At 34.1% G+C, this 24,779-nt stretch carries 22 protein-coding genes and 1 pseudogene; 14 read left to right on the forward strand and 9 right to left on the reverse strand.

Features of this window, described 5'->3' with window-relative positions; translation table 11 throughout:
• Positions 1-62: 62 nt before the first annotated feature.
• The 3 genes from dltB to BCER98_RS05915 are packed head-to-tail and all read right to left on the reverse strand — an operon-like array spanning position 63 to position 2,902.
• Positions 63-1,229: a D-alanyl-lipoteichoic acid biosynthesis protein DltB gene (gene dltB, locus BCER98_RS05905; protein WP_011984170.1), complete on the reverse strand. Its 1,167-nt coding sequence runs from the start codon at positions 1,227-1,229 to the stop codon at positions 63-65.
• Positions 1,226-2,740, reverse strand: a complete 1,515-nt coding sequence (gene dltA / locus BCER98_RS05910) for a D-alanine--poly(phosphoribitol) ligase subunit DltA (RefSeq protein ID WP_011984171.1) — start codon at positions 2,738-2,740, stop codon at positions 1,226-1,228. Before dltA ends, dltB begins: the two co-directional genes overlap by 4 nt.
• A 15-nt stretch (positions 2,741-2,755) precedes the next feature.
• Positions 2,756-2,902 (reverse strand): teichoic acid D-Ala incorporation-associated protein DltX, encoded by a 147-nt coding sequence (locus BCER98_RS05915; RefSeq protein ID WP_041809557.1) that lies wholly within the window; start codon positions 2,900-2,902, stop codon positions 2,756-2,758.
• Between the two features lie 283 nt (positions 2,903-3,185).
• Between BCER98_RS05915 and BCER98_RS05920 the strand changes: the two genes are divergently transcribed.
• From BCER98_RS05920 to BCER98_RS05930, 3 genes are all read left to right on the forward strand, one after another.
• Complete coding sequence (locus BCER98_RS05920; RefSeq protein ID WP_011984173.1) at positions 3,186-4,370, forward strand: M20 metallopeptidase family protein; 1,185 nt, start codon at positions 3,186-3,188, stop codon at positions 4,368-4,370.
• Positions 4,371-4,689: 319 nt separating this feature from the next.
• Entirely contained in the window at positions 4,690-5,136 is a 447-nt protein-coding gene (locus BCER98_RS05925; protein WP_011984174.1) for a flavodoxin, read from the forward strand.
• 24 nt (positions 5,137-5,160) lie between these two features.
• Entirely contained in the window at positions 5,161-5,919 is a 759-nt protein-coding gene (locus BCER98_RS05930; protein ID WP_011984175.1) for a hypothetical protein, read from the forward strand.
• A gap of 249 nt (positions 5,920-6,168) precedes the next feature.
• Here the strand turns inward: BCER98_RS05930 and BCER98_RS05935 are convergent, their stop codons facing one another.
• On the reverse strand, positions 6,169-8,400 hold the full coding sequence (locus BCER98_RS05935) for a toxin Cry1Ac domain D-VI-related protein (RefSeq protein ID WP_011984176.1): 2,232 nt from the start codon (positions 8,398-8,400) through the stop codon (positions 6,169-6,171).
• Positions 8,401-8,908: 508 nt separating this feature from the next.
• On the opposite strand from BCER98_RS05935, the gene BCER98_RS05940 reads away from it, so the two are divergent.
• The 4 genes from BCER98_RS05940 to BCER98_RS22410 all read left to right on the forward strand — a co-directional run bounded on the left by BCER98_RS05940 (position 8,909) and on the right by BCER98_RS22410 (position 13,360).
• A complete protein-coding gene (locus BCER98_RS05940) occupies positions 8,909-9,406 on the forward strand; it encodes a hypothetical protein (protein ID WP_011984177.1) in 498 nt (165 codons plus the stop codon).
• Positions 9,407-9,572: 166 nt separating this feature from the next.
• Positions 9,573-10,952 carry a glycosyltransferase family 2 protein gene (locus BCER98_RS05945; protein ID WP_048722473.1) on the forward strand — a complete coding sequence of 460 codons (1,380 nt, stop codon included), beginning with the start codon at positions 9,573-9,575 and terminating at the stop codon, positions 10,950-10,952.
• Between the two features lie 262 nt (positions 10,953-11,214).
• Positions 11,215-12,807 (forward strand): LTA synthase family protein, encoded by a 1,593-nt coding sequence (locus tag BCER98_RS05950; protein WP_235436383.1) that lies wholly within the window; start codon positions 11,215-11,217, stop codon positions 12,805-12,807.
• A 391-nt stretch (positions 12,808-13,198) separates the two neighbouring features.
• Positions 13,199-13,360, forward strand: a complete 162-nt coding sequence (locus tag BCER98_RS22410; RefSeq protein WP_011984180.1) for a hypothetical protein — start codon at positions 13,199-13,201, stop codon at positions 13,358-13,360.
• Here the strand turns inward: BCER98_RS22410 and BCER98_RS05960 are convergent.
• From BCER98_RS05960 to BCER98_RS05970, 3 genes and pseudogenes are all read right to left on the reverse strand, one after another.
• A pseudogene (locus BCER98_RS05960) lies at positions 13,357-14,264 on the reverse strand (aminoglycoside phosphotransferase family protein). The gene BCER98_RS22410 and the pseudogene BCER98_RS05960 overlap by 4 nt on opposite strands.
• A 151-nt stretch (positions 14,265-14,415) precedes the next feature.
• Positions 14,416-14,565, reverse strand: coding sequence for a hypothetical protein (locus BCER98_RS22415; RefSeq protein ID WP_011984182.1), 150 nt, complete (start codon positions 14,563-14,565; stop codon positions 14,416-14,418).
• A gap of 18 nt (positions 14,566-14,583) precedes the next feature.
• Positions 14,584-14,757: a hypothetical protein gene (locus BCER98_RS05970; protein WP_011984183.1), complete on the reverse strand. Its 174-nt coding sequence runs from the start codon at positions 14,755-14,757 to the stop codon at positions 14,584-14,586.
• 391 nt (positions 14,758-15,148) lie between these two features.
• Here BCER98_RS05970 and BCER98_RS05975 point away from each other — a divergent pair, with 391 nt between their 5' ends.
• From BCER98_RS05975 to BCER98_RS05990, 4 genes are all read left to right on the forward strand, one after another.
• Positions 15,149-15,511: a DUF2294 domain-containing protein gene (locus BCER98_RS05975; protein WP_041810286.1), complete on the forward strand. Its 363-nt coding sequence runs from the start codon at positions 15,149-15,151 to the stop codon at positions 15,509-15,511.
• A gap of 641 nt (positions 15,512-16,152) precedes the next feature.
• Positions 16,153-17,685: an NADH dehydrogenase subunit 5 gene (locus BCER98_RS05980; protein WP_011984185.1), complete on the forward strand. Its 1,533-nt coding sequence runs from the start codon at positions 16,153-16,155 to the stop codon at positions 17,683-17,685.
• The gene (locus BCER98_RS05985) at positions 17,685-20,309 is read left to right on the forward strand and encodes a DUF2309 domain-containing protein (RefSeq protein WP_011984186.1); all 2,625 of its coding nucleotides are present in this window, start codon (positions 17,685-17,687) and stop codon (positions 20,307-20,309) included. The genes BCER98_RS05980 and BCER98_RS05985 overlap by 1 nt, the downstream gene beginning before the upstream one ends.
• Positions 20,310-20,366: 57 nt before the next feature.
• Positions 20,367-20,867: a carbonic anhydrase gene (locus BCER98_RS05990; RefSeq protein WP_011984187.1), complete on the forward strand. Its 501-nt coding sequence runs from the start codon at positions 20,367-20,369 to the stop codon at positions 20,865-20,867.
• A gap of 68 nt (positions 20,868-20,935) precedes the next feature.
• Here BCER98_RS05990 and BCER98_RS05995 read toward each other — a convergent pair whose 3' ends face one another.
• Positions 20,936-22,294, reverse strand: a complete 1,359-nt coding sequence (locus BCER98_RS05995) for an MATE family efflux transporter (protein ID WP_011984188.1) — start codon at positions 22,292-22,294, stop codon at positions 20,936-20,938.
• 178 nt (positions 22,295-22,472) lie between these two features.
• On the opposite strand from BCER98_RS05995, the gene uppP reads away from it, so the two are divergent.
• Entirely contained in the window at positions 22,473-23,264 is a 792-nt protein-coding gene (uppP, locus tag BCER98_RS06000; RefSeq protein ID WP_011984189.1) for a bacitracin resistance undecaprenyl-diphosphatase, read from the forward strand.
• Between the two features lie 25 nt (positions 23,265-23,289).
• Here the strand turns inward: uppP and BCER98_RS06005 are convergent, their stop codons facing one another.
• Positions 23,290-23,844: a thioredoxin family protein gene (locus BCER98_RS06005; RefSeq protein ID WP_011984190.1), complete on the reverse strand. Its 555-nt coding sequence runs from the start codon at positions 23,842-23,844 to the stop codon at positions 23,290-23,292.
• Between the two features lie 195 nt (positions 23,845-24,039).
• Between BCER98_RS06005 and BCER98_RS06010 the strand changes: the two genes are divergently transcribed.
• Complete coding sequence (locus BCER98_RS06010) at positions 24,040-24,459, forward strand: MarR family winged helix-turn-helix transcriptional regulator (RefSeq protein WP_041810288.1); 420 nt, start codon at positions 24,040-24,042, stop codon at positions 24,457-24,459.
• Positions 24,460-24,607: 148 nt separating this feature from the next.
• Positions 24,608-24,763 (forward strand): hypothetical protein, encoded by a 156-nt coding sequence (locus tag BCER98_RS06015; RefSeq protein ID WP_011984192.1) that lies wholly within the window; start codon positions 24,608-24,610, stop codon positions 24,761-24,763.
• Positions 24,764-24,779: the final 16 nt, after the last annotated feature.

The raw sequence follows: 24,779 nt of genomic DNA on the forward strand, positions 1-24,779 counted from the left end.
TCTCCTTTATATCCGAAATGTATTATATATGCGAACTTCTTAATGAAATAAGAAGTGATGCATTAAAAGTATCTGTTTAGGTGACCAGAGAAGATTAGGAAACCGAAACATACAAAATGGAATGTAATTACAACCGCAAGGATATGCATCCATTTATTATTTGGCCAAAATTTATGCTTCTTGTTTTTCCGTTCGAAAATATCGAACAGGATAAATAAAGCAGCATGATAAAGGCCGTAAATAATGTATTGATATACATGCTCACCAGTAATGTGCCATATCCCCATAATGAAAAAGTTTAAAAATGCGCCAATATATGAAATCGTATACCGATTTTTCAATAACTTTTTCTTCGTTGCAAAAAAGACAAAGCGCATATAGATAAAGTCACGGAACCAGAACGATAAACTCATGTGCCAGCGATTCCAAAAGTCTTTAATGTTACGACTAATGAACGGCTTATTAAAGTTTTCTGGCGTTTTAATTCCCATCATATAACTTACACCGATTACGAATGCACTATAGCCAGCAAAATCGAAGAATAAATAGAAGCTATAGCTATACATGTAAATTACATTTGAAAGAAAAGTATCTTGTTTAGCAAATGCTGCTTCCATAAGATGTTGATTTATTAAATAAGCAATAATAAATTTATACAGAAAACCTTGGAAAATACGATTCATTCCTGTATAGAGTAGTTGTTGATATTCCTCACTACTAGGTGGTTTTTGAATATCTTTTTGGAATCTTCGATACCGATCGATAGGTCCCGTAGAGATAGCAGGGAAGAATAAAACGAACTCCCAGAAATGAAAGAATGAAAGCTCTTTAATTAAGCCATCACGTACTTCAAAGACCATCTGTACTGCTCTGAATGTTACGTAAGACATACCTAAGAAAACAACAAACTTTAGTTCAGGTACAAACGGTGCGATTTTGGCTAAAATAAGCGGCAAAATCGACAAAATAACAGCCATGCAAAACATGAACGTGTTATTATTTTGTTTTCTCAAATGTAAATAGCCTCGAATAAGGACATATTGCCAAATAATAAATACTGCTAACATAATGGCTTGCTTTGGTTTGTCTGAGAAGATTATCGCAAGCATAACAAGTGTTAAAACAGCGTTATATTTTCGCAACATTTTACCTTTTAATCCGGCAATAATCGTAGGTATTAATAAAATGCCTACAATCACGAAAAAATAAAATGATCCATATGCGGTCATGCTGTAACCTCACTCAATAATTTTTTGCGATCTACCTTTCCATTTGGTGTCATTGGAATAGAAGATTGATACATGAATTTACGTGGAATCATATAGTTTGGTAATCGCTCATTGAGTTCTTTTTTAATTGCAGATGTTAATTTGAATTCCTTTTCAAACGAATGCTCCCCAGGAACAACAACCGCTAATAAATAATCGTATTTCTCACCTTTTTTAATAGGAACAATAACTGCTCCTTCTACGTAAGAACATGCACGAAGATGATGCTCAATTTCTTCTAATTCCATTCGATACCCATGAAGCTTAATTTGGAAATCAAGACGACCATTATAGAATAGAAGACCGTTTTCCATATAGCCAGCATCGCCTGTTTTATAGGCGCGCTCGCCGTCAATCATAGTAAATGATTTTTCTGTTAATTCAGGGCTTCCTAAATAACCAACGCTTACGCTTGGGCCGACAATTACGATTTCACCTTTTTCTCCATCTGATGCAATCGTTCCATCTTCTTTCATAATAAGAAGACGGCAGTCTGATTTACAATAGCCAACTGGAAGGGATTGATACGTATCAATAACTTCTTGCGTAACAGGAATACTTGTTACAGCAACAGTAGCTTCTGTAGGGCCATACGTATTCATAATTGTTGCTTTTGGAAAACGTTCCATTAATTTTTTCGCAACCTCATTTGGTAATACTTCCCCGCAGAATAAGAATGTTTTCATATTTGGTAGCATACTTTCAGAGAAAGATGTTTCCATTAAACACATTTCTGCAAAAGATGGTGTAGAAGTCCATACTTGAATGTTCGATTGTTTTAATGATGCAAATAAATCTTTTGGACGCGCAATCATATCTTTATCGATTGCCCATAGTGTACCACCTGTTACTAACGATGGGTAAATATCCATCACAGATAAGTCAAATGAGAAAGGTGCTTGATTTAAGAATACTTGTCCTGTTTGTAAGTTGAAATCTTGAATCGCCCATTTTGTAAAACTAACAAGACAATTATGCGTAATTTGTACACCTTTTGGATTACCTGTGCTTCCTGATGTGTAAATAATATAGAAGTTCTCATCGTCTTTTACTGCATGTTCAGGATTTGGAATTTTCCCTTTATGTGTAAAGAAAATGTCTTTTAAGTTGTTTTGAGATACAGTGCGAACTGGTAAGTCAGTTACAGTTAATTCTGCTGCTGATAAAAGAAGTTTCGCACCAGAACTTTCCGCAATACGTAGTACACGGTCAGCTGGAATCGATAAATCAACAGGAATATAAGCATGTCCGGCTTTTACACAACCTAAGAAGCTGATGATCATGTCAGGTTGCATATGGCCATACACCATAATTGGTGAAGAATCATCTGGATATTCAGATGAAATCCAATGTGCTAATGCATCAGAATCGTCTTTTAACTGTTTGTACGTAATCTTTGCATCTCGCCAAACGAAAGCGGTTTGATCAGGCGTTTCTGTCGCCCACTTTTCGATTTGTTCTAATAACTTCATAACGTTCTTCCCACCCTAAAATTCATTGTAAATAAATGTACTTGTGTTTGTATCATGAAAGCCATACAACCAAAGTAATGCAAATAAAATTGCAAGGTAATAAAAGGTTTTTGTAACCCATTGTGTGAGTGGTCGAGACCATATCTCTTTTAATCTTTCCATGTCTTTCCCTCTCTTATAAAATGATAACTCTATGTAGGTAGCATGTCCTACATAATTGTGAAAAAAACAAAATTCCACATTTTAGGTAAAAATAAGATGAAAGGCTCTTTTCTGATAGTAGCACTAAATACTAAAAAAGAAAATCCCCAACTTGCTAATTATATTACAATCATCATAAATTTGTAATGAATTTGTCATGTAAAACGTAGAAATCCTAAAAGACTGCCTTTAAAAATAAATATATTGAAATAGAGGACGAACGATTAGAAGGAGGGTATTAGGGATGAATGATAAAATGATAAAATGGCAAAAGCTTATCTCAGAGAAAAATATAATAAAGTGGCGTCGCCATCTTCATCAGTTTCCTGAACTTTCATTCCATGAAAAACAAACTTCTCAGTTTATCTATGATATATTGTGCTCCTTTTCCGCTTTTGAAGTAACAAGACCAACAAAATATAGTGTGATGGCAAAGAAAAAGGGTAAGAAACGCGGAAAAGTTGTCGCCATTCGAGCAGATATAGATGCGTTACCAATTCAAGAAGAGAACGAAAAGCCGTATACATCATTCGTTTCAGATGTTATGCATGCATGTGGTCATGATGCACATACAGCTATTTTATTAGGAGCAGCAGAGGCGATTGCAAAAATGGAGGAAGAATGGGCTGGCGAGATTCGGTTATTCTTTCAACATGCAGAAGAGGTTTATCCTGGTGGTGCTCAAGAAATGGTAAAGGCTGGGGTTATGGAGGGAGTAGATTGTATTATAGGTCTGCATGTCATGTCTGGGTTAGAAACCGGTAAAATTGGAATCGTATACGGGCCTATGATGGCAGCGCCAGATGTATTTACAATTGAAGTGAAGGGAAGGGGGGGGCATGCGGCTAGACCTGAAGAAACAATTGATCCGATAGCAGTAGGAGCGCAAATCATTACGAATTTACAACATATTGTTTCGAGAAATACAGGTGTTTTTGAACAAAGAGTTGTCTCTGTTACACAATTTCATGGCGGAACAGCGGATAATATTATTCCTAATACAGCATTTTTAATGGGAACGGTACGGTCTTTTCAGCAAGATGTTAGAAAAGAAGCAGAAGAAAAAATTAACCAAATTGTAAAAGGTGTTACAGAAGCACATGGCGCTACATATGAATATACATATCGCTATGGATATGATCCAGTGATTAACGATGTAGAGGTTACAAAAGTTGTCGAAGAAAGTGCTCGAGTGCTATTGGGAAGTGACAGCATTATACAACTGGGTCCTTCCATGGGAGGAGAAGATTTTTCTGCTTATTTAAGAAAAGCTCCAGGCTGTTTCTTTAAACTAGGGACTGGGAATGAAACAAAAAAGACGTGTTATCCACATCATCATCCGAAATTTGATGTAGATGAGTCGGCACTTATGTATGGTGCGATGCTATTTTTAGAAGCGACAATGAAACTATTAGAAATCGAGTGTTGATATAAAGTGAACCTTTAATCAGTGGGGAAGTTCTTCACCAACCGAATTATTACCGCTTTAAAATAGCCGGGATAAAAAAAGGCAACTGCGAGAATCGCAGTTGCTTTTATTTCTTTCCGTTAGAGAGGGCTGAGAAAGAACTATGCTCATTCATAGTATATGAACTTTTAGAGGACAAGCTTGTACCTTTTCATTATTTTTTTGAAAATAGTCATTGACTTTGATAATCGTTATCAATTAACCTGATGGTGTAAATAAAAATGTGGAATGGAAACGAATCACATAGAAAAAGTAGTACATAAACGAAGGAGAGATTGAATTGAGTAAGTTGGTAATGGTTTTTGCAAGTATGAGTGGCAATACAGAAGAAATGGCTGATCACATTGCTGGAGCAATTCGTGAAACAGGAAATGAAATTGATGTGATCGATATTATGACTACACCAGAAGCTTCTATATTAGAAGAATACGATGGTATTCTTTTAGGTGCATATACTTGGGGCGATGGTGAGCTGCCAGATGATTTTTTAGATTTCTACGATGAAATGGATAAAATTCATTTAACAGGAAAAAAAGCGGCTGTATTTGGTTCTTGTGACTCCGCTTATCCGAAATATGGTGCAGCTGTGGATATTTTAATAGAAAAATTACAAGAACGCGGTGCTGAAGTTGTGTTAGAGGGACTAAAAGTAGAGTTAACGCCAGAAGATGAGGATATAGAAAAGTGTCTTCAATTTGGTATCGATTTTATAAAATACCTTTCTTAATGGCGGGAGGGAGATGAAGAGCAGTTGCAAAGGAAAATCTCAATTAAGATGATGACAGACTATCATTTATATGAATTTATGCGTTGTCCACATAAATATTATCTTCGTCATATAAAAAGGAGAGAATCTTCTTCACTTGAATGGCAACAAATCGTTCAAATGATTGTAAATCAAATTGTTCATGAATATTACTTGACGTCGAAGGAGAAACAAACAGAAATCTTGTTGCTAGAGCTATTGGAGAAACATTGGCATAAAGTAAAAACTTCTATGTTTTCTTCTAAAATAGAATATTATATTGTGTTGGCAAAATTAACAGATCATTTGTTACAGTTTGTGAAAAAAGATGAAAGTAAAACACCACCTTTATTTTTATATGAAAAAATTCAAATGTACATGGAAGAACTAGGTATCCATATTTCTTTAACCTTTGAAATTGGTGAATGGTCTTCTCAATCTTTTGTCATAAAAAAGTATGTTGTGGATGGAAATGAAGAAATGTTTGCTCTTTGTCAGAAATTAACAACTGTATTTTGTTATAAGGCTTTTGGTATATTGCCAGAGACAATTGAATTTGTTAATTTAATAGAAGGAACTAGGTATGAATATGTTCCAAAAGATAAAGATATAATAGAAGGAATAGAGTATTTAAAGATAATGAAGGAAATGATAATAGACTCGAGGAACTATATGAAGGCTTCATTCCATTCAAAATGTGCAAACTGTGTATTTCAAAGAGAATGTGTTCGAGGAAACCAGTCAGTAGAGACAACAATTCATTAAAATAATATTCATTTGGATGCTATTTCTTTATTTTATATCTTGATAGGTATAAAGAATATGATATAATAAAAATTCATCATTATATATTAGGTAAGAGTAAGTTTGAAATATAGTTTTAAAAAAAGAAACTGATATGATGACGAATAAAAAATCTAGTCAGTTGTTATATTGACTAGATTTTTTATTCGTTATAAATCTTTCATACTATATACCTTAGAGACGATATATAGTATGAAAGATTATCATTACTTATATCACTTTGACCGTAATTTCTTTAAAATATAGTCCATCAGCGGAGCTAATTGTTACCTTTGTTGTACCTCGATTCATGATTTTCATATTTAGATTACCCGCTTCGGCATAATCAGGATAGATGATAGGGTCTAGAACATCACGGTTTGAGACAGTAACTTGTGCTCCTTTTAAAGAATAATCAAAATTGAAGTCTATAAACGGAGCATGTTGAGTATTTTTGTATAATTTGGTAACTGTAATGTTTTGTGAGTCAGTGACGTTTTTATCACCAAATGGTTTTGCATACCACGTAATGTTAGAGAAGTTGCTAGGAACTCTACTTAATAATTTTGTACGTCCAGGGCTATCAGGAAGTTTCTTTAAATCTGTACGTACTTTATCAATATCTGTTTGTGTAATGCCTTGTTTGACAGGAGTTCCGATACCATTTGTAAATAGCGACTCTAGTAGTTCTTGTGCTTTTTGCAATTCAGAAAAGAGTCGTTGTGCCTTTTTAATCTCATCTAATAGATTTGTTTTATCTTCCGTATCAGGAAGTTGATCAACTTTCGCTTTGGAGGCATCAATGTCAGCTTGTGTAATATTAGCTTTTAACGTATTGTGATCATTGGCCGTGAACAAATCGTTAATTGCTTTTTGAGCATTTTGTAATTTTAGAGTTTGAGTAGCATTGAATAAATTTTGTGCTTTTTCAATTTCTTTTATTAAAGTTTGCCTATCATTGTTGTCAGAAAGTTGGTCAACTTTTATTTTGACATTATCAATATCAACTTGAGTAATGGTCTCTTTTAATGCTGTATGGAAACGATCAGTAAAGAGAGAATCTACGTTTTTACGAGTCTCGTTTAATACATTTAATAGATGTTCAGCTCGTTCGATTTCTTTTTGTAATACTTCTTTTTCAGGTAAATTTGATACAAGTTCCACTTTTTGCTTAGCTTCTTTGATTTCTTTTTCAGTAAGAGAGTCATTTAATATAGTGTGTTTATCATCGCTGAATAGAGCATTAACCGCTTGTTGCGCATTTTTTAATTGTGTTGCCTCCCGTTCCTTGAGCAATTGTTGCGCTTTTTTAATCTCGTTTAACAGTTCTGTTTTATTGCTGTTATCAGGAAGTTGTGATACTTTTTCTTTTGCTGCATCAATCTCTGTCTTTGATGTTTCGTTGTGAAGAATAGAATGAGATTCATCGCCAAAAAGTCCATGGACGATACTTGTTGCGTTATTGAGATGATTCAATAGATTTTGCGCTTTTTCCAATTCTTGCTGTAATTGTTGTTTATGCTTTGCTTCAGGTAAACTTAATACAAGTTTCGCTGAAGCATCAATGTCACGCTGAGTAATATTTGCATGTAATGTGGAATGACCTTCATCAGTGAATAAACGATTTACTCCTTTTGTTGCTTTATTGATGAGTTCGTAGCTTACTGTAATACCAATTCGTGCATCTTGCTTCACCACGGTATCTCCATAGTAGCCATAATAGGAGGCAACACTATAAATAAGCTTCTGATCTTCCGCATCTTCTGGTACAGTAAATTCTTTTTGAACTGTAACTTCTTCTCCAGGTATTAAAATTTTATCAGGACCAATATCCGCATATTCTTGGTACATGCCAAGATGCCAGTCTGCTCCCCAAACGTTAGTCAAATTACGATTGCCTGTGTTTTTTATATGATAAGTGTATATGATAGTCTCGCCGGGTGTTACAACCTCTTTATTTGTTGAAACCGTTAGTGAAATTTCTGGTTGTACTACATCAACTGTAATCAATGTTTTTGCTTGAGTTGTTATTTTTTCACCGTCAATCACACCATACACGGTAGCTAAACTGCGAAGCGTTTGGCCCTCTGTCACATCATTTGGCACAGTGAATTTTTTCGTCATTGTAATGGTTTCCCCTGGTCCGAAAGCGTTATCATTATCTAAATCGAAACGGCCTTGTAACATATTCACATTCCAATCTGCAATCCACACATCTTTAATGACTTTATTTGTGGCATTTGTAAGCTTATAGCGATATGTAATCGTTTCACCAGGCATAGGGGTTGGATTACTTGGGGTCACCTGTAAGATCATATGACCTATTTGTTCCTTACTAGTAATCTTAGAATTGTTAGTTTGTTCCGTTGCAGCTTCTGAAACGATAGGTGTTGTTAATACAGATAAACATAATAGCGATGTAATGACTCTTCTACCATTTCTTTTTTTGTATGGTTCTCTCATAAGAAATCCTCCTCTAGTATGTTTGGTGTCAAAATTAACACGCAAATTACCTTATAACATTTTGGAAAAAAAATCAAACTTATTTTTAAAAAATTTAGATTCTTTCATTTCTTTTTTTAGAGTACGTCATAATGAATAAATGTTGATATAAAGGGATTTAAAATGAGTTTTTTAATAAAAATAAGGTTTTATAAATAAAATGTTTATCAATATAAATCATTAATCTATTTCCAAATATGTAAAAAAAGGGTTGAATTTTTTTAGGAAACGATATAACCTAATGGATGTGCATGAGGGAGATTTAATCACATAAATTCTATATTTATGATTTTACAATAATTAACTAATTTGTTCAATTTTTTTATATTTAACACTATCATGATAGTGTTAAATATAAAATTAATAGAGAATGGATAAGGGGGATTCGTTAAAAGTTTTAACAATGAAATGATGACGCACACATATAAGTGTTACGTAATAAAGATATTTTGTTAAGGAGAGAGAAGAAATGAACAAATATCTAGTTGGAATCGGAATAGCTTGTTTATTACTTAGCACAGGATGTTCAAGTAGTAAGGAGAATATGGTTAAGCAGGAAATCAATAAACAAGAAGATAGAGAAAGGAAGGAAATAACTTTTCCTAAAGGAGTAAAAGAAACTGGGGAAGCTAGTATGCAATTAATTACGAATAGTGGGAAAAAAGAAGAAAATCAAATCCCAATTTTAAAAGTAGATCCCAAGTTCAATTTAGCTCAAATTCAATTGGAGTTAAAAGGGTTAAATGAAAATGAAACCGCTTATATATATGTGGATAAGCAATTTATTACAAAAGAAGAAGTAACGAAAGCGTTTTCTACTTTTGTTAACTTAGAAGGAGAATTATTGAAGACAGGGGAACATACTGTTTCTATTGTTCAATTTAAGGATGAAAAATCTAGAAAAGAGATACAAAATTATAAAGAAGCAAAATTTAAAATTGAACAAGGTACAGTAGAGGATAAATAACGGTTTATAGGACAAGAGAATTTTCAATATGTAATTCGCAACTTACGATTTTTTTTGGAAGTTATGTGAATGATTTGTTAATGAAAATATTAATTTATATAGGTTTTACAAAAAAAGGGTGTTTTTCTCAGTTTATAAAAGTTAGAGATGGGAGAAGGAATAAAAAATGAATATCAATAAAGCGAAGAGGCTTTGGATTCTATTCGTATTGTGTACGATTTGTACAGTACTTATGAGTTTTAATGATATATCGTTTGTGAGCTATATAGGCAGAGTACTTTTATATGTGATGATAGCTTTTTTGATTTTCTTGACACAGTTTCAAGGTGTGCTGTCATTATATCAAGTAGTGGTTAGTTTATTAGGTTTTGTTAAGAAAAAGAATTCATATGTGTTGGATCATGATATTGCACATACTAGATTCGCTATATTGGTATGTGCACATAATGAAGAAAAAGTAATTGAACAAATTGTGAAAAATTTGAAGAAGATTGATTATCCGAAAGAAAAGTATGATATCCATGTAATTTGTGACAATTGCACAGATAATACAGCTCAAATTGTGAGAGAGAATCAAGTGAAGGCCTGGGAAAGGCACGATAATCAGAAACGAGGAAAGGGATATGGGCTAGAATGGATGTTTCAAAATTTATTTCGACTGGAAAAAGAGCAGCAAGAAGTATATGATGCAGTTGTTATATTAGATGCAGATAACGTAGTATCAAGAAACTTTTTACAAGTATTAAATGCTAAGTTGGTAAAAGAAAAATACGAAGTTGTTCAAGCCTATTTAGATTCGAAAAATCCAAAAGATAACTGGATTTCAAAATCGTATGCAATTGCTTATTGGTCTACTAATCGTTTATATCAATTGAGTAGGGGGAAATTAGGGCTATCAGCACAACTTGGAGGAACAGGTATGTGCTTTACAATGAATATTTTAAAAGAGATTGGTTGGGGAACGGAAAGTTTAACAGAAGATCTTGAGTTTACAGCGAAGTATATATTGGCGAAAGGAAGAGCGGTAGGCTGGGCACATGATGCGAAAATTTATGATGAAAAACCAACGGATTTTAAGGTGTCGTTTCGTCAAAGGATTAGATGGATGCAAGGGCACATGGACTGCATGGTTAGATATTCTGGTCCACTTTTGAAGAATTTTACTCAAACATTTAATATGAATGCAATAGATATGTTCATTTATCTTGTTCAGCCAACAAGAACAATGCTCTCAGTAAATTCTATCATTTTATTTTTTGTTACATACTATGATTTGCTTCCATCTTACATCATGCTATATGTATTACATCCATGGATTTGGCTTTTGATAGCGGTATCTTTTTATATACTACCTATTATAGCTTTATTACAAGAGAAAAAGGTAACGAATATAATATGGACACCTATTGTTTATATTTTTGGTTTTTCATGGGTACCTATTATTTTTTTAGGATTTATAAAAAGAAAAGAAAAGGTATGGGTTCATACTCCGCATAATCGAGTAATGGATAGAGAAAATATGATAAAAATGGAAGAATCAGTGTAGAGAGTGAAAAAGTGGAGGAATAAAATTGAGTTTCTTAATGTTTTTTATAATAGTTTGTAAAATGTTCATTGGATATACTGAGTTGTATGAACAATTTAATATTAATAGTTTTATAATGGACTGTTTATATATTATCTTTGTATTTTTTCTAATTAGATTTTTCATAACGAAAAAAATAAGACCAACTTTATATAGCGTACTCAGTTTAATAGTCGGGGTGTTATTGATTATTTGTGTATTGTATAAGAGGTTTTATGGTGTGATGCCGACGTATCATTCCTTAGCATTAGCAAATCAAACTGTAGAATTAAAGGGAAGCATCTCTTCTCTTTGGAAATGGCAAGATTTATATTACATAGGAGATATGATTATCATACCTTTTTTGATTTACAGGGCAGGGAAAATGAACAAAAATCGAAAGGATATGAAAGTTTCAAAAAAAGCGATGGGCGTGATTGCTCTAAGTTTTGTAGTTGTAATATTTACATTCACCTATGTCATAAATAAAGAAGATATAGTAGATGAGAAAAAAAAATCAGAGAAAATGGGCTTTTTTTCGTATAATGTATCATTTCCAATGAGTAAGATCTTCCCACAAAATAATTTGTATGATATAGCGAATGGTAAAATAACAAATTCTGTTATAAGAGATGTGAAAGAAATACAACCTTTGCAACATCTTGAATATGAGGGCGTTGCTAAGGGGAAAAACTTAATTATGGTTCAACTCGAATCAGTGCAAGAAAATGTAATCGGTTTAAAACTAAATGGGAAATCAATCACTCCGAATCTAGATCAGTTACGTGATCAATCTCTGTCATTTCCAACCTTTTTTCAACAAACAGGAAGAGGAAATACGATAGACGCTGAGTGGACTGTTAATACATCAACGTTTCCAGGAATTCATGAGCTAAATTCAAATCGATTTGCAAATCGTGAAGTTCCAAGCCTTCCTAAACTATTAAAGAAGAATCATTACGTGACGAATACGTTTCATACAAATCATGCAAAATTTTATAACCGAAAACGAGTATATAAAGCATTAGGATTTGATCAATTTTATGACCAACAATATTTTGGAAATAAAGAGGTAATCGGTATAGCAGCCAGTGATAGAGTATTGTATACAAAAACAGTACCGATTTTAAAAGAATTAGATAAACAGAATAAAAAATTCTATGCACATATTATTGCATTAAGTAGTCACCATCCGTTCAAGATACCAAGCAATCATAAACCGCTAGTATTACCAAAAGAATTAGAAGGGACACAATTTGGTGATTATATTCAGGCTGTTCATTATGCAGATAAAGAAGTGGGCTTCTTAATAGAGGAATTAAAACGTGAAGGATTATGGGATAAATCTTTATTTGTCTTATATGGAGATCATCATATTATTGATACAAATGCTCTACCAAATCATGAAAAAAAATATTTGCCAAAATCTCAACTGAAAAATGGGCAAATTGATCCATATCGCATTCCATTCATTATACATTATCCTGGGTTAGAAGAAGGAAAGCAAATTGAGACAATAGGGAGTGAGGTAGATATTTTACCTACCATTACAAATCTATTAGGTATCGATACAGGAGATCAAGTTATATTTGGGCAAGATTTGCTGAATTATAGAAAAAATATGATTCCGCAGAGATTCTTTTTTCCAGATGGAACATTTATTGCTCAGGAGTACAGTTATATTCCAAAAGAAAAATTTGAAACTGGACAAGCAATGAGCTTAGAAGGAGAACAAGTTCCGTTAACTCCAGAGATAAAAAATCAATTCGAACAGACAAGAAAGTTACTATATTTATCAGATCAATATCTTGAGAATTTACCAAAAGCAGAAGGATAAGGTGGCTGAGTTATCATGAAAAAAATATTCATTATGATTTTATATAGTAGTTTTTTCTTTTTCACAGTTTATCGTTTTATAGATACACCGAATATACTACAGTTTTTGTTTCCTGGTATTAAATAAGGAAAATCATAGATAGTAAGGGCAGGAGAGTTTTATTCCTGCCCTTACTATTTTTCTTAGAGGTAAATTTTTCACATAAAAAAGTAATATATATAGTAAGGATTGACATGAAACGCTTTTCATCCTTTACGCTATAAATGGAAAGGAATCAAGTGAGCAACAAAAAAAGACATAAGTATATAGTTAGCAGTGGAAGGGAATAAGTAATAAAAAATGGAGGAACTGTAATTGATAAAAGTTTTGCCTGATAACAGGAGGGATACTAGTGGAAAATGAAAAAAAAGTATTTCAATGGTTAAAAGAACAAAATGCGCCGTTTTGGATTCGACTGCAAATTTTACAAGCATTTCAAATGCACAAAGTGATGGTTGAAATAGATAAAAAGTTAATGGCGTATGAGGAAAAAGAATATAGGGAAAGAATCTAATTCAATCCCTGCAGCATGGTTCGTAATTTTTTCAACCCATTATGTATTGCGTGTTCATCTTTTCGTTCCAAATTGTAAAGGAGCTGATGAAGTAAAGGACTATGCTGATAAAAAGAAATAATGCGTTGCATGAAGGACGAATCATGATGAAGGATAAGGGTACAGTATTTTTTATAAACATCTTCGGTAAATACATTCCCAAAATCATGATATAAACCAGCAAAATCAAAGGCAGGATCTCTAATTTGTGTATCGCCAAAATCAATAATTCCAGAAACCTTTTTACGCTTCTCATCGAATAAAATATGATGATGAGTAAAATCGGCATGAATCATTGTATACTGTAAGTCGTATCGATGGAAAAGTGTGAAAAATTGATGAAACAATTTGTCAAAGGCCTCTTTTTCGCATTTTATGAATGTATGGGAAAGGTAACGATTTAATTTCATTTGTAGTTGTTTCCAGTAGGTGATTGTTTTTTCTATTTTAAATCCTAATTGTGTAGCATGTTCTAGTGAAATAGTATGTAAAGTCGCAAGAAATTGAGCAATTTGTGTAATTACTTGTTCGCGCTCTTGTATGGTTAAGTTAGCAATCATTTGAGCTGTTAAGGGCTCTCCGTAAATGAGCGTATAGTAACTACAAGTTGGAATAGTGTCTGATTCATTTGTATAGAACAGGTGATAATTAGGAATTTCAATATCATGTAAAGACTTAGCTAAGAGGGAACAAAGTTCTTTTTCTAGCGGAATTCTCTTTGCAATCGTGGCTTCCCTAGGAAAGCGAAAAAGCAAAGCGTTATTTATAATAATCGCTATATGATCCCAGCCGCTTTCATTTTGTTGAAAAGAATCTATATGTAAATGCGGAAGGCTTGTTGTATATATCGTTGAAAAGAATTCATACATTATTCCCCGTTTCTGTTATAGTGAGAGTTCTCACTATATAATATCAGAAATTTCTTTATTATCAACATAGGAATGGTAATATGAATCGTATATTCATGTTTAAAAAAGTGATACCGTCTACACATTGGTATCACTTTTTATCTTCTTTTACAGGTTTTCATTTTGCTGTCCGATTTCTTTTTGTGCGATGTGAAGATTTCCTCGCTCCATTTGTTTCTGTTCATGAATAGAATTTCCAGCGTATTCCTTTTTTGTTGGAACGACTCTTTTGGAGGGATGAGCATTTTGCTGTTTCATAAAATGGTCCGCCTTTCATTAAAAATAAACGAAAATGATGAGTAGAAGCAATATAGCAGCGAAGATGGTAATACCAACTAAAAAAGATGTATTTTTATATTTAGGAGGCTTATGAACATCTTGGCGATATCCAGGTGAAATTTCAGGGGCGAATTCTTCATCGAATGTTTTCTTTTTGTTTTGTTCGTCCATATGCTTTCACCTTCCTTTTTTATTTATGTTACACGTTGTGAAGAAGAACTATACATGAAAGAAAAACTCTATAATTAGCAGTTTTTCTCAGAGTATGGGGAACATAATAAAAAGTGATATCGATATATGAAATACCCCTTCATTTGCCTCTTTTTTAGCATTTTCGATTTCGCATGCAGGCCTACTGTACTGACACGTATTTCTTTGTTTGGAGCATTATGTTTCTTTTTATAGGCTGTATCCTTTTTGGTTATAGTTGCTTCTAATTTTTTATTGAATACTATCTAACTAGAAGTTCTATCATTTCGCCGTAGTAATTGAAAATAGAAGGAATCCAGATTATTATATTATTATTGTAATTTTATTTTGTTGAAGGAGGATACATAGTATGATGAAAAAGTCGAAAGGTTCTATCGAATCAGAGATAAGTAAAGCAATTACGCAGTGGGAAAAAGATTATCTTGGGCGTGGGTCTATATCTGTTAAGACAGATATATTACGGGATATGATTATTGTGAATTTACAAGGTATTTTAACACCAGCTGAATATGCTGTTTGTGAAACGAAAGATGGTATGTTAACGATAAAGAAAACACGTTCGGAACTAGTGGAATCGGGAATAGATGATCTTAAGGAGATTATACTAGACTTAACTGGAGAAAAAGTAAAAAGCTTTCATACTGATATAAGTTCCCGTACGGGTGAACGGATAATGATTTTTAAGTTATTTCATAATCTTGAGAAAAAAATTTAATGTAAACAACAAGTTAGAAGCATAACAAGCAGTAACGGGGATAAACTCGAAAAAATAGTTGATAACAGTAAAGAAACGTACAATGATTTAGAAATAGGGATTTTTTGAAAGAGATATACTTCAACTCAGGAGTGTTCTGGTGAATTTTGATGAAAATAATTTTCAGAAATCTTATGAAGGAATTGACAAATTTTTAAATATGGTTTATCTTATAGTTGTTTTAAAAACTTACAGATGTTTATATTTAGAGCTTTAGCATTTTTTTAATCATTCATATTGACTAAATGAAAAAGTTTCTGAATATAAAAACTGGGTGTAACATAAATTTGTATATCGCATAATCTAGAAGGTTAGAGGTATATTATTTTTTCTTTAGATAGAAGTAATAAACAAATAAATTATGATCCTTTATAAAATGGGAGCTCTTCAAAAAACTTCGCTGAAGTTAGTTGAAGTGAAACCGACAATGTCCATAATTCAATGATTTTATATCATCATTGAATTATGGAAGTTGTCGGTTTTTTTATTGATAAAAAACATCTATTCGCTAAAAGAAGGAAATGAAGATTTGAAATTCTGAAAAATTACCTTGATGAAACAGAAGTTTGTATAAGTTCGTCGTTGGGAAGGGAGTAAGTTAAATGTTAATTTCGCTAAATTCATCAACACTATTAACATTATTGTTCATTACGCTTAGTGCTTCTTTGCTAAGTGGATTATTGTTTTTAAATTCAAGGATACCCTTACATTTTGTTCGTATTCATATTGGCATCGCTGCTTTACCATCATTCGTTTCCTTACTTGCACTTATTCATACAAATGTAGATGGAGTTATTGGTCCTTGGCATCTAGATTCTTTAGCTTGGTTAATGGCTTTCTTTGTTCTTACAATTGGTTTTATCATTCAGCGTTTTTCTTTACGTTACTTAATGGGAGATCGCTCATATCGAAAATATTTTATACTTTTCACATTCACTACAGGCGCCTCTTCCATTGCATGGTTAAGTAATGATCTTCGTTTAATGGTCATTTGTTGGGGAGTAACTCTTGTCGGATTGCTCCTACTCATAAGATTAAATAGCAGTTGGAAAGTGGTAAGTGAAGCAACGAAAATTTCTGGTCGTTTATTTACAATAAGTTGGGTGGCTCTATTATTAGCTGTCATTTGGCTTTCTCAAGTAACTGGCCAGTGGCAGTTAACATCCGTTTTAGGGGATGAAAGTTTAGCTCAATATGGAAAATGGGAGAAAGCGGGGATTAACCTATTAATCCTATTAGCTGTGATGATTCCGGCAGCCCAATGGCCTTTCCAACGATGGCTCATTGAATCTGCTATTGCTCCAACTCCTGTTTCCGCTATTATGCATGCAGGTTTAGTAAATGCTGGCGGTATCATGCTAACTAGATTTTCACCTCTTTTTCATGATGATATAGCACAAATTATTTTACTTATTTTCTCTAGTATCTCTGTATTAATAGGAACTGGAATTAGTCTAGTCCAAGTTGACTACAAACGTCAGCTAGTGGGTTCAACGATTGCACAAATGGGATTTATGCTCATTCAATGCGCATTGGGTGCTTATTTAGCTGCCATTATTCATTTAATTTTACATGGTCTGTTCAAAGCTACATTGTTTTTACAAGCTGGTTCTTCCGTACGCCATTTTGAGGTTGTGAAACACTCTCATGAAAAGGCATCGTATTTATGGATTATGATTGGACGTATTTTAGGCTTACTTATAGCAATTGGTTTCTGGCTTATGACTCCTAAAGAGGGATATCAATTGGTGAGTGCGCTAATCTTAGGATGGTCATTATACTTTTCATGGAAACAGCTTGTTGTTTTCGGAGAGGGAAAAATTGGTCGAATTGCTGGCTTATCTTTTTTGATTGGATTTTCGCTCATTTACTTTACCGTTCATACCCTTTTTTATGAGTGGTTGCATACAGATGTGTATCAAAATGTTCAACCTCCAGTTCTAGCTATTACCTTTGTTATCTGTCTCTTACTATTTGGTAGCGCTATTGTTGCTTTGGTTGCTCGCAATCGATCCTTTACTATATTCGCTATATTATACCTTTGGTTAGTTCGAGTAGGCGAGGCAAATCAAAAGTCAGTAGAAAGTCACCCTAACTACTTGAAACACTATGTATCACAGGGAGGTAATCAGTGATGAGCGTATCATCTGTAGTAACGAAAGAAAGTTTTAAAAAGAAAGACGTAAATATGAATATTCAGGAAAAGGATATAAATGATTTCGTTCAATCTGCTAGCCGAGTTATAGCACCACTGTGGCCTATCTCTACGTTTGCAGCGCGTCATCCTTGGGTGGGGCTTGAAAAGCAATCCTTTGAACAAGTTGCAGATTGGCTAAAAGAAATTCGTGATGTGGATATATACCCTAGCGCTTCTATGATTCATTCGGCAAAGAGAAGAGGAGAGATCGATGAATCTTTTTTATATGCGGGATTGCATCGTTGGCTTGACTCACAATCCTTTCATATACCAAGAGAGAAAGTAGAACGTTATTGCCAGGCAGCTTTAAAGTTAGATAAGTTACCTTCTCACCTCTTATTATCAAAAGAGTTAAATACATTAGCAGCGGAAATAAATAATGTAAATACAGAAAGTACCGAAGATTTCTCAATGCAACCAATAAGTTCGCTTATAGAGAATCAAGATAGCGAAAGGTTAGCGAATATCCTTGATTATCATGTTATCAAATGGTGTAAATTATATCTGGATAACTTTCAGTCAAGTTGGGCAATGCCAAATCGTGAGAAAGGTTTCTATCATGCATGGCACCACCTTATTAAATATGATCCAGCACTCAGTAAACAGCAGCGTAAAGCTTTAAAAGATTGGCCACAAGATGCAAATGCAGCTTTAGTAAGAGCTTTGTCCGAATTAAAAATACCTAAGTCAAAAATACAGACGTATCTTGAAGGCCATTTGCTTTCCTTACCTGGATGGGCAGGAATCATACTTTGGCGCTCAAAACAATCGATTCGGGAACATGCACTCCTAACAGAATATTTAGCAGTTCGAATTTCAATGGAGTGGGCTATTGTAAATCCTTATTTATCTTTAGTAAATCATCGGCTCAAGAAAAAAGTTTCGATTGTTCCTCTTTTAGCTTCTTGGATCCATTGGGGGGATCTTTCAATTGAGGAATGGTCTCAAATGTCTGCAACTGAACAAAATGAATTATTATCAATTGCTCATCATTTTGATGAGAAACTTCGTAGAAAGCTTTGGTGGGAAGCTTGGGAACAAACACATGCAGAACGATTAAGTCAAGAGATTCTTTCTAAACAATGTGTAAATAACAAGAAAAAATTTGTATTAGCTCAAATGGCATTCTGCATTGATGTACGTTCAGAACCTTTTCGTCGACAACTTGAAAAAGCAGGTCCGTTCGAGACGATTGGAATTGCAGGTTTCTTTGGATTACCGATTGCAACGAGTGAATTAGGTAGTCATCATAGCCATCCTTCTTTACCGGTTATGCAAAAACCAAAACATCGAATAAAAGAGCTTGCGAGTGAAGATGAACTTAAGTCTTACCAACAACGTAAGAAGGTAGACCACTCATTAAGCTATACCTTTAAAATGATGAAACAGAATGTGCTTACGAGCTTGCTTTTACCTGAGTTAAGTGGACCTTTTCTTGGTCTACAAATGATAGCACGGAGCTTTGTACCAAGAAGATTAGGTAGTTTCATTCGTAACCTTCGTAAAACTTGGTTACGAAAACCTGATACAAGATTTTCGCTTGATTATGCTCATGACACAGAGTCGGAAATACCTATTGGTTTTTCTAAAGAAGAAAAAGTGAACTATGTACGTCAAACATTAAAAATGATGGGGCTAACAGAGAATTTCGCTCCTTTAGTCGTAATATGTGGGCATAGTAGTCAAAGTACAAATAATCCTTATGCTGCAGCTCTTGAGTGTGGTGCTTGTGGTGGAGCGGCAGGAGGATTCAATGCAAGAATTTTCGCTACTTTATGCAATCTGCCAGAAGTAAGAGAAGGACTTTCTGCGGAAGGAATTAAAATCCCTGAGGATACGGTTTTCGCAGCTGCTGAGCATAAAACAACTGTGGATGAATTAGAATGGATTTATATTCCTGAACTTTCGGAATCTGCACGAGAAGCATTGAATCATATCGAAGCGATTATGCCGAAAGTCAGTCACAATGCAAATAGGGAGCGTTTAGCTCAATTACCTAATTTCAAAACGAAAATGAAAAATCCGAGGGCAGAGGCACACAGATTTGCAGAAGATTGGAGTGAGATACGCCCGGAATGGGGATTAGCTCGTAATGCATCTTTTATTATCGGACAACGTGAATTAACTCAGGATTGTGACTTGGAGGGAAGAGCTTTCCTTCATAATTATGATTGGAAACAAGATGAAAGTGGGGATATTTTAGCCAGCATTATTGCAGGACCAGGAACTGTGGCTCAATGGATAAATCTACAATATTATGCTTCAACTGTAGCTCCTCATTATTATGGTAGTGGAAACAAGGCAACACAAACCGTAACAGCGGGTCTCGGCGTTATGCAGGGGAATGCGAGCGACTTGTTATCAGGGGTACCATGGCAATCCGTCATGCAATCAGATGATGAGGCATATCATTCTCCGCTTCGTTTATTAATTGTCATCCAAGCACCTAGCCAATATATAGAACGTTTGTTAAATAATGATTTTATATTTCGAGAAAAAGTTCAAAATGGATGGGTTAGACTTGCTAGTGTTGATCCAGAAGTGGGATGGAAAAACTGGTAACTGCTAAATTAAAAGTTTCATAAATAGAATGATTATAATGAAGAAGGGGTGCAACACATGCAGTTAGAGAATAAAAAAGTTTTATTGTTAACGGACATTGCAGACGGAATAGAGCGTATGATACAACAAGTAATAAATGTTCAACCAGAAAATATGTTAACAATACAAAGCTATGGTTCCATAATTGTACATCCTTATGGAGATATAATGAGATCTATTATCATTGCTATTTATCAAGAAAATGTTGAAGAAATTTTTGTTGTAGGAATAAAAGATAAAGAGACTGCCCCAGTTAATATACAAAGCCAGCTTGATTCTATAAAAGATAACATGCAACTGGACTATCTTTTTCAACATTGCATGCCTGAATTTTCAGGTGGTACCTTTGACGATTGGCTAAATGGAAAAGGAAATGTTAGTGAAAATATCGAAAAGAGTATTGATATTATTCGTCATCATCCGCTCATACCGTCTGATATTAAAATTCATGGTTTCATGATTCATAAGATGGGGAAAAGAGCGGATGTTGTCAACGTTCTTACTAATAAAACAGTATAAAACGTTAATTTCTTGTACTGAAGTAAATTTATGAATCCTTTCAATAACTTGAAGAAAAATCGCTATATTTAGCGATTTTTCTCTGTAATATATTTGCGTTGTACTTGGAAAAGGCGTACAAGCAGGAAGCTAGCACCGAATGCAAGTCCAAGAATAAGACCAATCCAATACCCTTTTGCGGCCCAATCTGTATATGTTGCGAAGAAGTAACCAAGTGGAAGTCCAATCACCCAGTAGGCGATTAAAGTCATAATGAGTGCAACATTTACATCTTTATAACCGCGCAGCGCTCCTTGCACTGGTGTTGCAATTGCGTCAGAAAATTGGAATAAAATCGCGAATATAAGAAATTCTTTTGCCAAATGATGAACAGCTAAATCTGTTGTATAAATAGAAGCAATCGCATCATCAAAGAAATAAAGAAGGATGGAATAGAAAAGAGCAAAGGCAAGTGCGAAACCTATTCCAATCCATCCGTATTGTTTGGCGTTCCTATATCGTTTTGCTCCAACTTCAAATCCAACGGCAATTGTCATAGCCATAGATAGACTCAATGGCGTCATATATAATAATGAAGCAAAATTCATAGCTGCTTGATGTGCAGCTATCGTTGTGGTACTAAAGTTACTCATTAAAAGTGTTACAGCAGCGAAAATACTTGTTTCGAAAAAGATTGCAAAGCCAATTGGAACTCCGAGTTTTAGGAATTCTTTCCAACTTGAAAAAGAAACGCGGTATAGCTGTTTAAAGATACCGAAAGATGCGAACGGTTCCTTCGTACAAATGATCATAATCGTAATCAATAAAATGCACCAATATGTTGCAGTGGAAGCGATAGCTGCTCCGACACCACCGAATTTTGGAAAACCGAAATGTCCAAAAATAAGCACGTAATTTAAAACAACATTAATTGGTAAAGAAAGCAATGTAATAATCATCGTCGTTCGTGTTTTTCCCAGTGCATCAATGAACCCTCGTAATACAGTATAAACAAATAAAGGAATAATTCCGATTGCAATTATGCTTAGAAATTGAGCTGCAATACGTTCTACAGATTCTTCTAATTGCATGCCGCTTAAAATGGGAGAAACAGCGAAAAAACCAATTATAATAACAAGGATACTAACAAAAATTGCTAAATATACGGCTTGTATAATAATATGAGGAACATCTTCTTTTTTATTCGATCCTACGAGTTGAGCAACAATTGGGGTAGTAGCCATTAAAATGCCAGTTAATCCAGTACTAACGGGAATCCAAATGCTAGTCCCAATTGCCACACCTGCTAAATCAGTCGGACTTGCATGTCCTGACATTGTCGTATCAAAAAAACTCATTGCAAATAGTGACATTTGCGTGACGAAAATCGGAAGGAATAGTAATAAAAATTGCTTTATTTTTTGTGAGAATGAGAGCGCTTCGTTCATAAAATCCTCCTTGTCATATAAAATAAACTCTTATTATCATACAATTTAATTTAAGGATAGAAAAGAAATATGTGCATGGTAGCGAAGAAAAAATAAAAATAGATGCACTTTGAAAACGTATAGGGTATTATGATAAGGTGTGGAAATTTATAGATTTGAGAGTAAGGAGGCACAAGTTGTGGCTGATTGGTTAATTGGATTAATCATGGGTGCTGTTGAAGGATTGACAGAGTTTTTACCAGTATCATCAACGGGTCATATGATTTTAACAGGTCATTTACTTGGATTTGACGACGAGAGAGCAAAGGTTTTTGAAGTTGTTATCCAGTTGGGATCGATTTTAGCCGTTGTCGTTATATTTTGGAAGCGATTATGGTCGTTAGTGGGAATTGGAAAAGTGACAGAAGGACCATCATTAAATTTATTACATATTATTATCGGAATGATTCCCGCTGGGGTGCTTGGCGTATTGTTTCATAGTACCATTAAGGAAGTTTTATTCGGACCAGGTCCGGTTGTCATTAGTTTAATTGCAGGTGGTATTTTAATGATTGTGGCTGAGAAGTTTTCGAAGCCAAGTACAGCAAGAACATTGGATGAGATTACATACAAACAAGCATTTGCTATTGGGATGTTCCAATGTTTAGCGCTTTGGCCAGGATTCTCACGATCTGGATCAACAATAAGTGGTGGATTGATCGCTCGTGTGTCACATACAGCGGCAGCTGAATATACATTTATTTTAGCAGTACCGATGATGGTAGCTGCTAGCGGACTAGACTTAATAAAAAGCTGGGATGTATTAAGTGTAGCGGATTTACCGCTATTTGCGAGTGGATTTATTACAGCATTCATTGTTGCGATGCTTGCAATTGTTTCGTTTTTAAAATTATTAGCACGTGTAAAATTAACACCGTTTGCTTATTATCGCTTTATTTTAGCAGCGGTATTCTATTTCTTTCTTATGTAAAACAACTGCCGGAATGGCAGTTGTTTTATTTCGCGATTGTTTCAATCATAGTCTCCATCACATGTTCCCAAAGGGACGTATCATTAGCTAATGTTTCGCGGAATTTTGCATACATTTCTTTTTGTTTTTCTTCAAATGATGGATCTTCTTTTTCTGGCAATGTTTCTCGCATGGAAGTGATTAATTCTTGTATTTTTGGAGCACGTGGTCCCCATACGGCTTTTTCATTTCCTTCTTGATCAACGAAAATGAAAATTGGAATGGATCGCGCTGTGCCGTTTGTTAAATATTGATCCATTAATTCTAAATTTTCATCACGAATTAATAAGCGCATATCAATATTTGCCACTTCACAAATGCGTTTCATAACAGGTACACAAAGAAGGGCATCCCCACACCAATCAGCCGTTAAAACGATAACGCGCCATTTATCATTTTGACGTTCTTCTAAAACAGGAAGTAATTCGTTTGGAATTAAAAAGTTATTATAAATGTGTAATAACTTATCTTGATTTACTTTCATTTCGTTGACATATGTATCAAAGGACATACCTTTATCAGCCCATTGTTGTAAACTCATGATTCACACCTCTTTTGTTTAAGATGCTTTTATTGTACCAATTTTCGCTTTGAAAAGCTTGTATCATTACTTCCTAAAATGGAATGGATAGAACTGAATTTTTATAAGACAATAAGATGACAAAAGGTAAGATTTAAGGTAAAATTATTAATAATATTTTTATTTAACTATATGAAATAAAAGGGGATGTAAATGGTGTCTTACAATCGTGAACAATTAATGGAAGACCTATCTACAAATGTCTTTGCTATGTTTCGTTCGTTGCGTAATGATATTGGCAAGATCTTTGGTGGTTACATACCGTGGAATGAGTTTGTTGTGCTTCGTATATTAAATCGTGCTAACAAAGAGATGGTTTCACGAGTGGCGAATGAATTGAATGTTTCGAATAGTCATATTACAGCTGTAACAGAGAAGTTAATTCATAAAGGTTTTGTAACACGTTCACGTTCTACATCAGATCGGCGTGTTGTATATTTAGAAATTACAGAGCAAGGAAAAGAATTAGTTGCTAAAATGGAATCGGCGAAAAGACAATATTTAAAAGAAAGATTCTCAGCTTTATCTGAAGAAGAAATGGAATGTATGATAGCTATTTCGAAAAAACTTATATAAGAACAAATCCTTCTCAGCTTTGAGAAGGATTTTTTATTAAAAAAGTGCTATAAATAATGAAAAAATGCGTAGCTGCTATAGGTGGAAAATGAGTATGATTGGTTACGAAAAGCCATACTAAATATGATGGAAGAAAGGAGAGAGAAAAATGACGAATCGTAATGGTAGTCACGGTAGTAAAAATCAAGGTTCACCCAAATTAGGACAGTTTCAACAGGAATTTGGTGCAGAGTTTGAAGTTGGAAATGATAATAAAGGAAAAGAATACCGTTCTAAAAAAGGAAGTAAATCAAAAAAGGAGTGAGTCGATTCACTCCTTT

This window comes from Bacillus cytotoxicus NVH 391-98 (assembly GCF_000017425.1).
GTDB lineage: Bacteria > Bacillota > Bacilli > Bacillales > Bacillaceae_G > Bacillus_A > Bacillus_A cytotoxicus.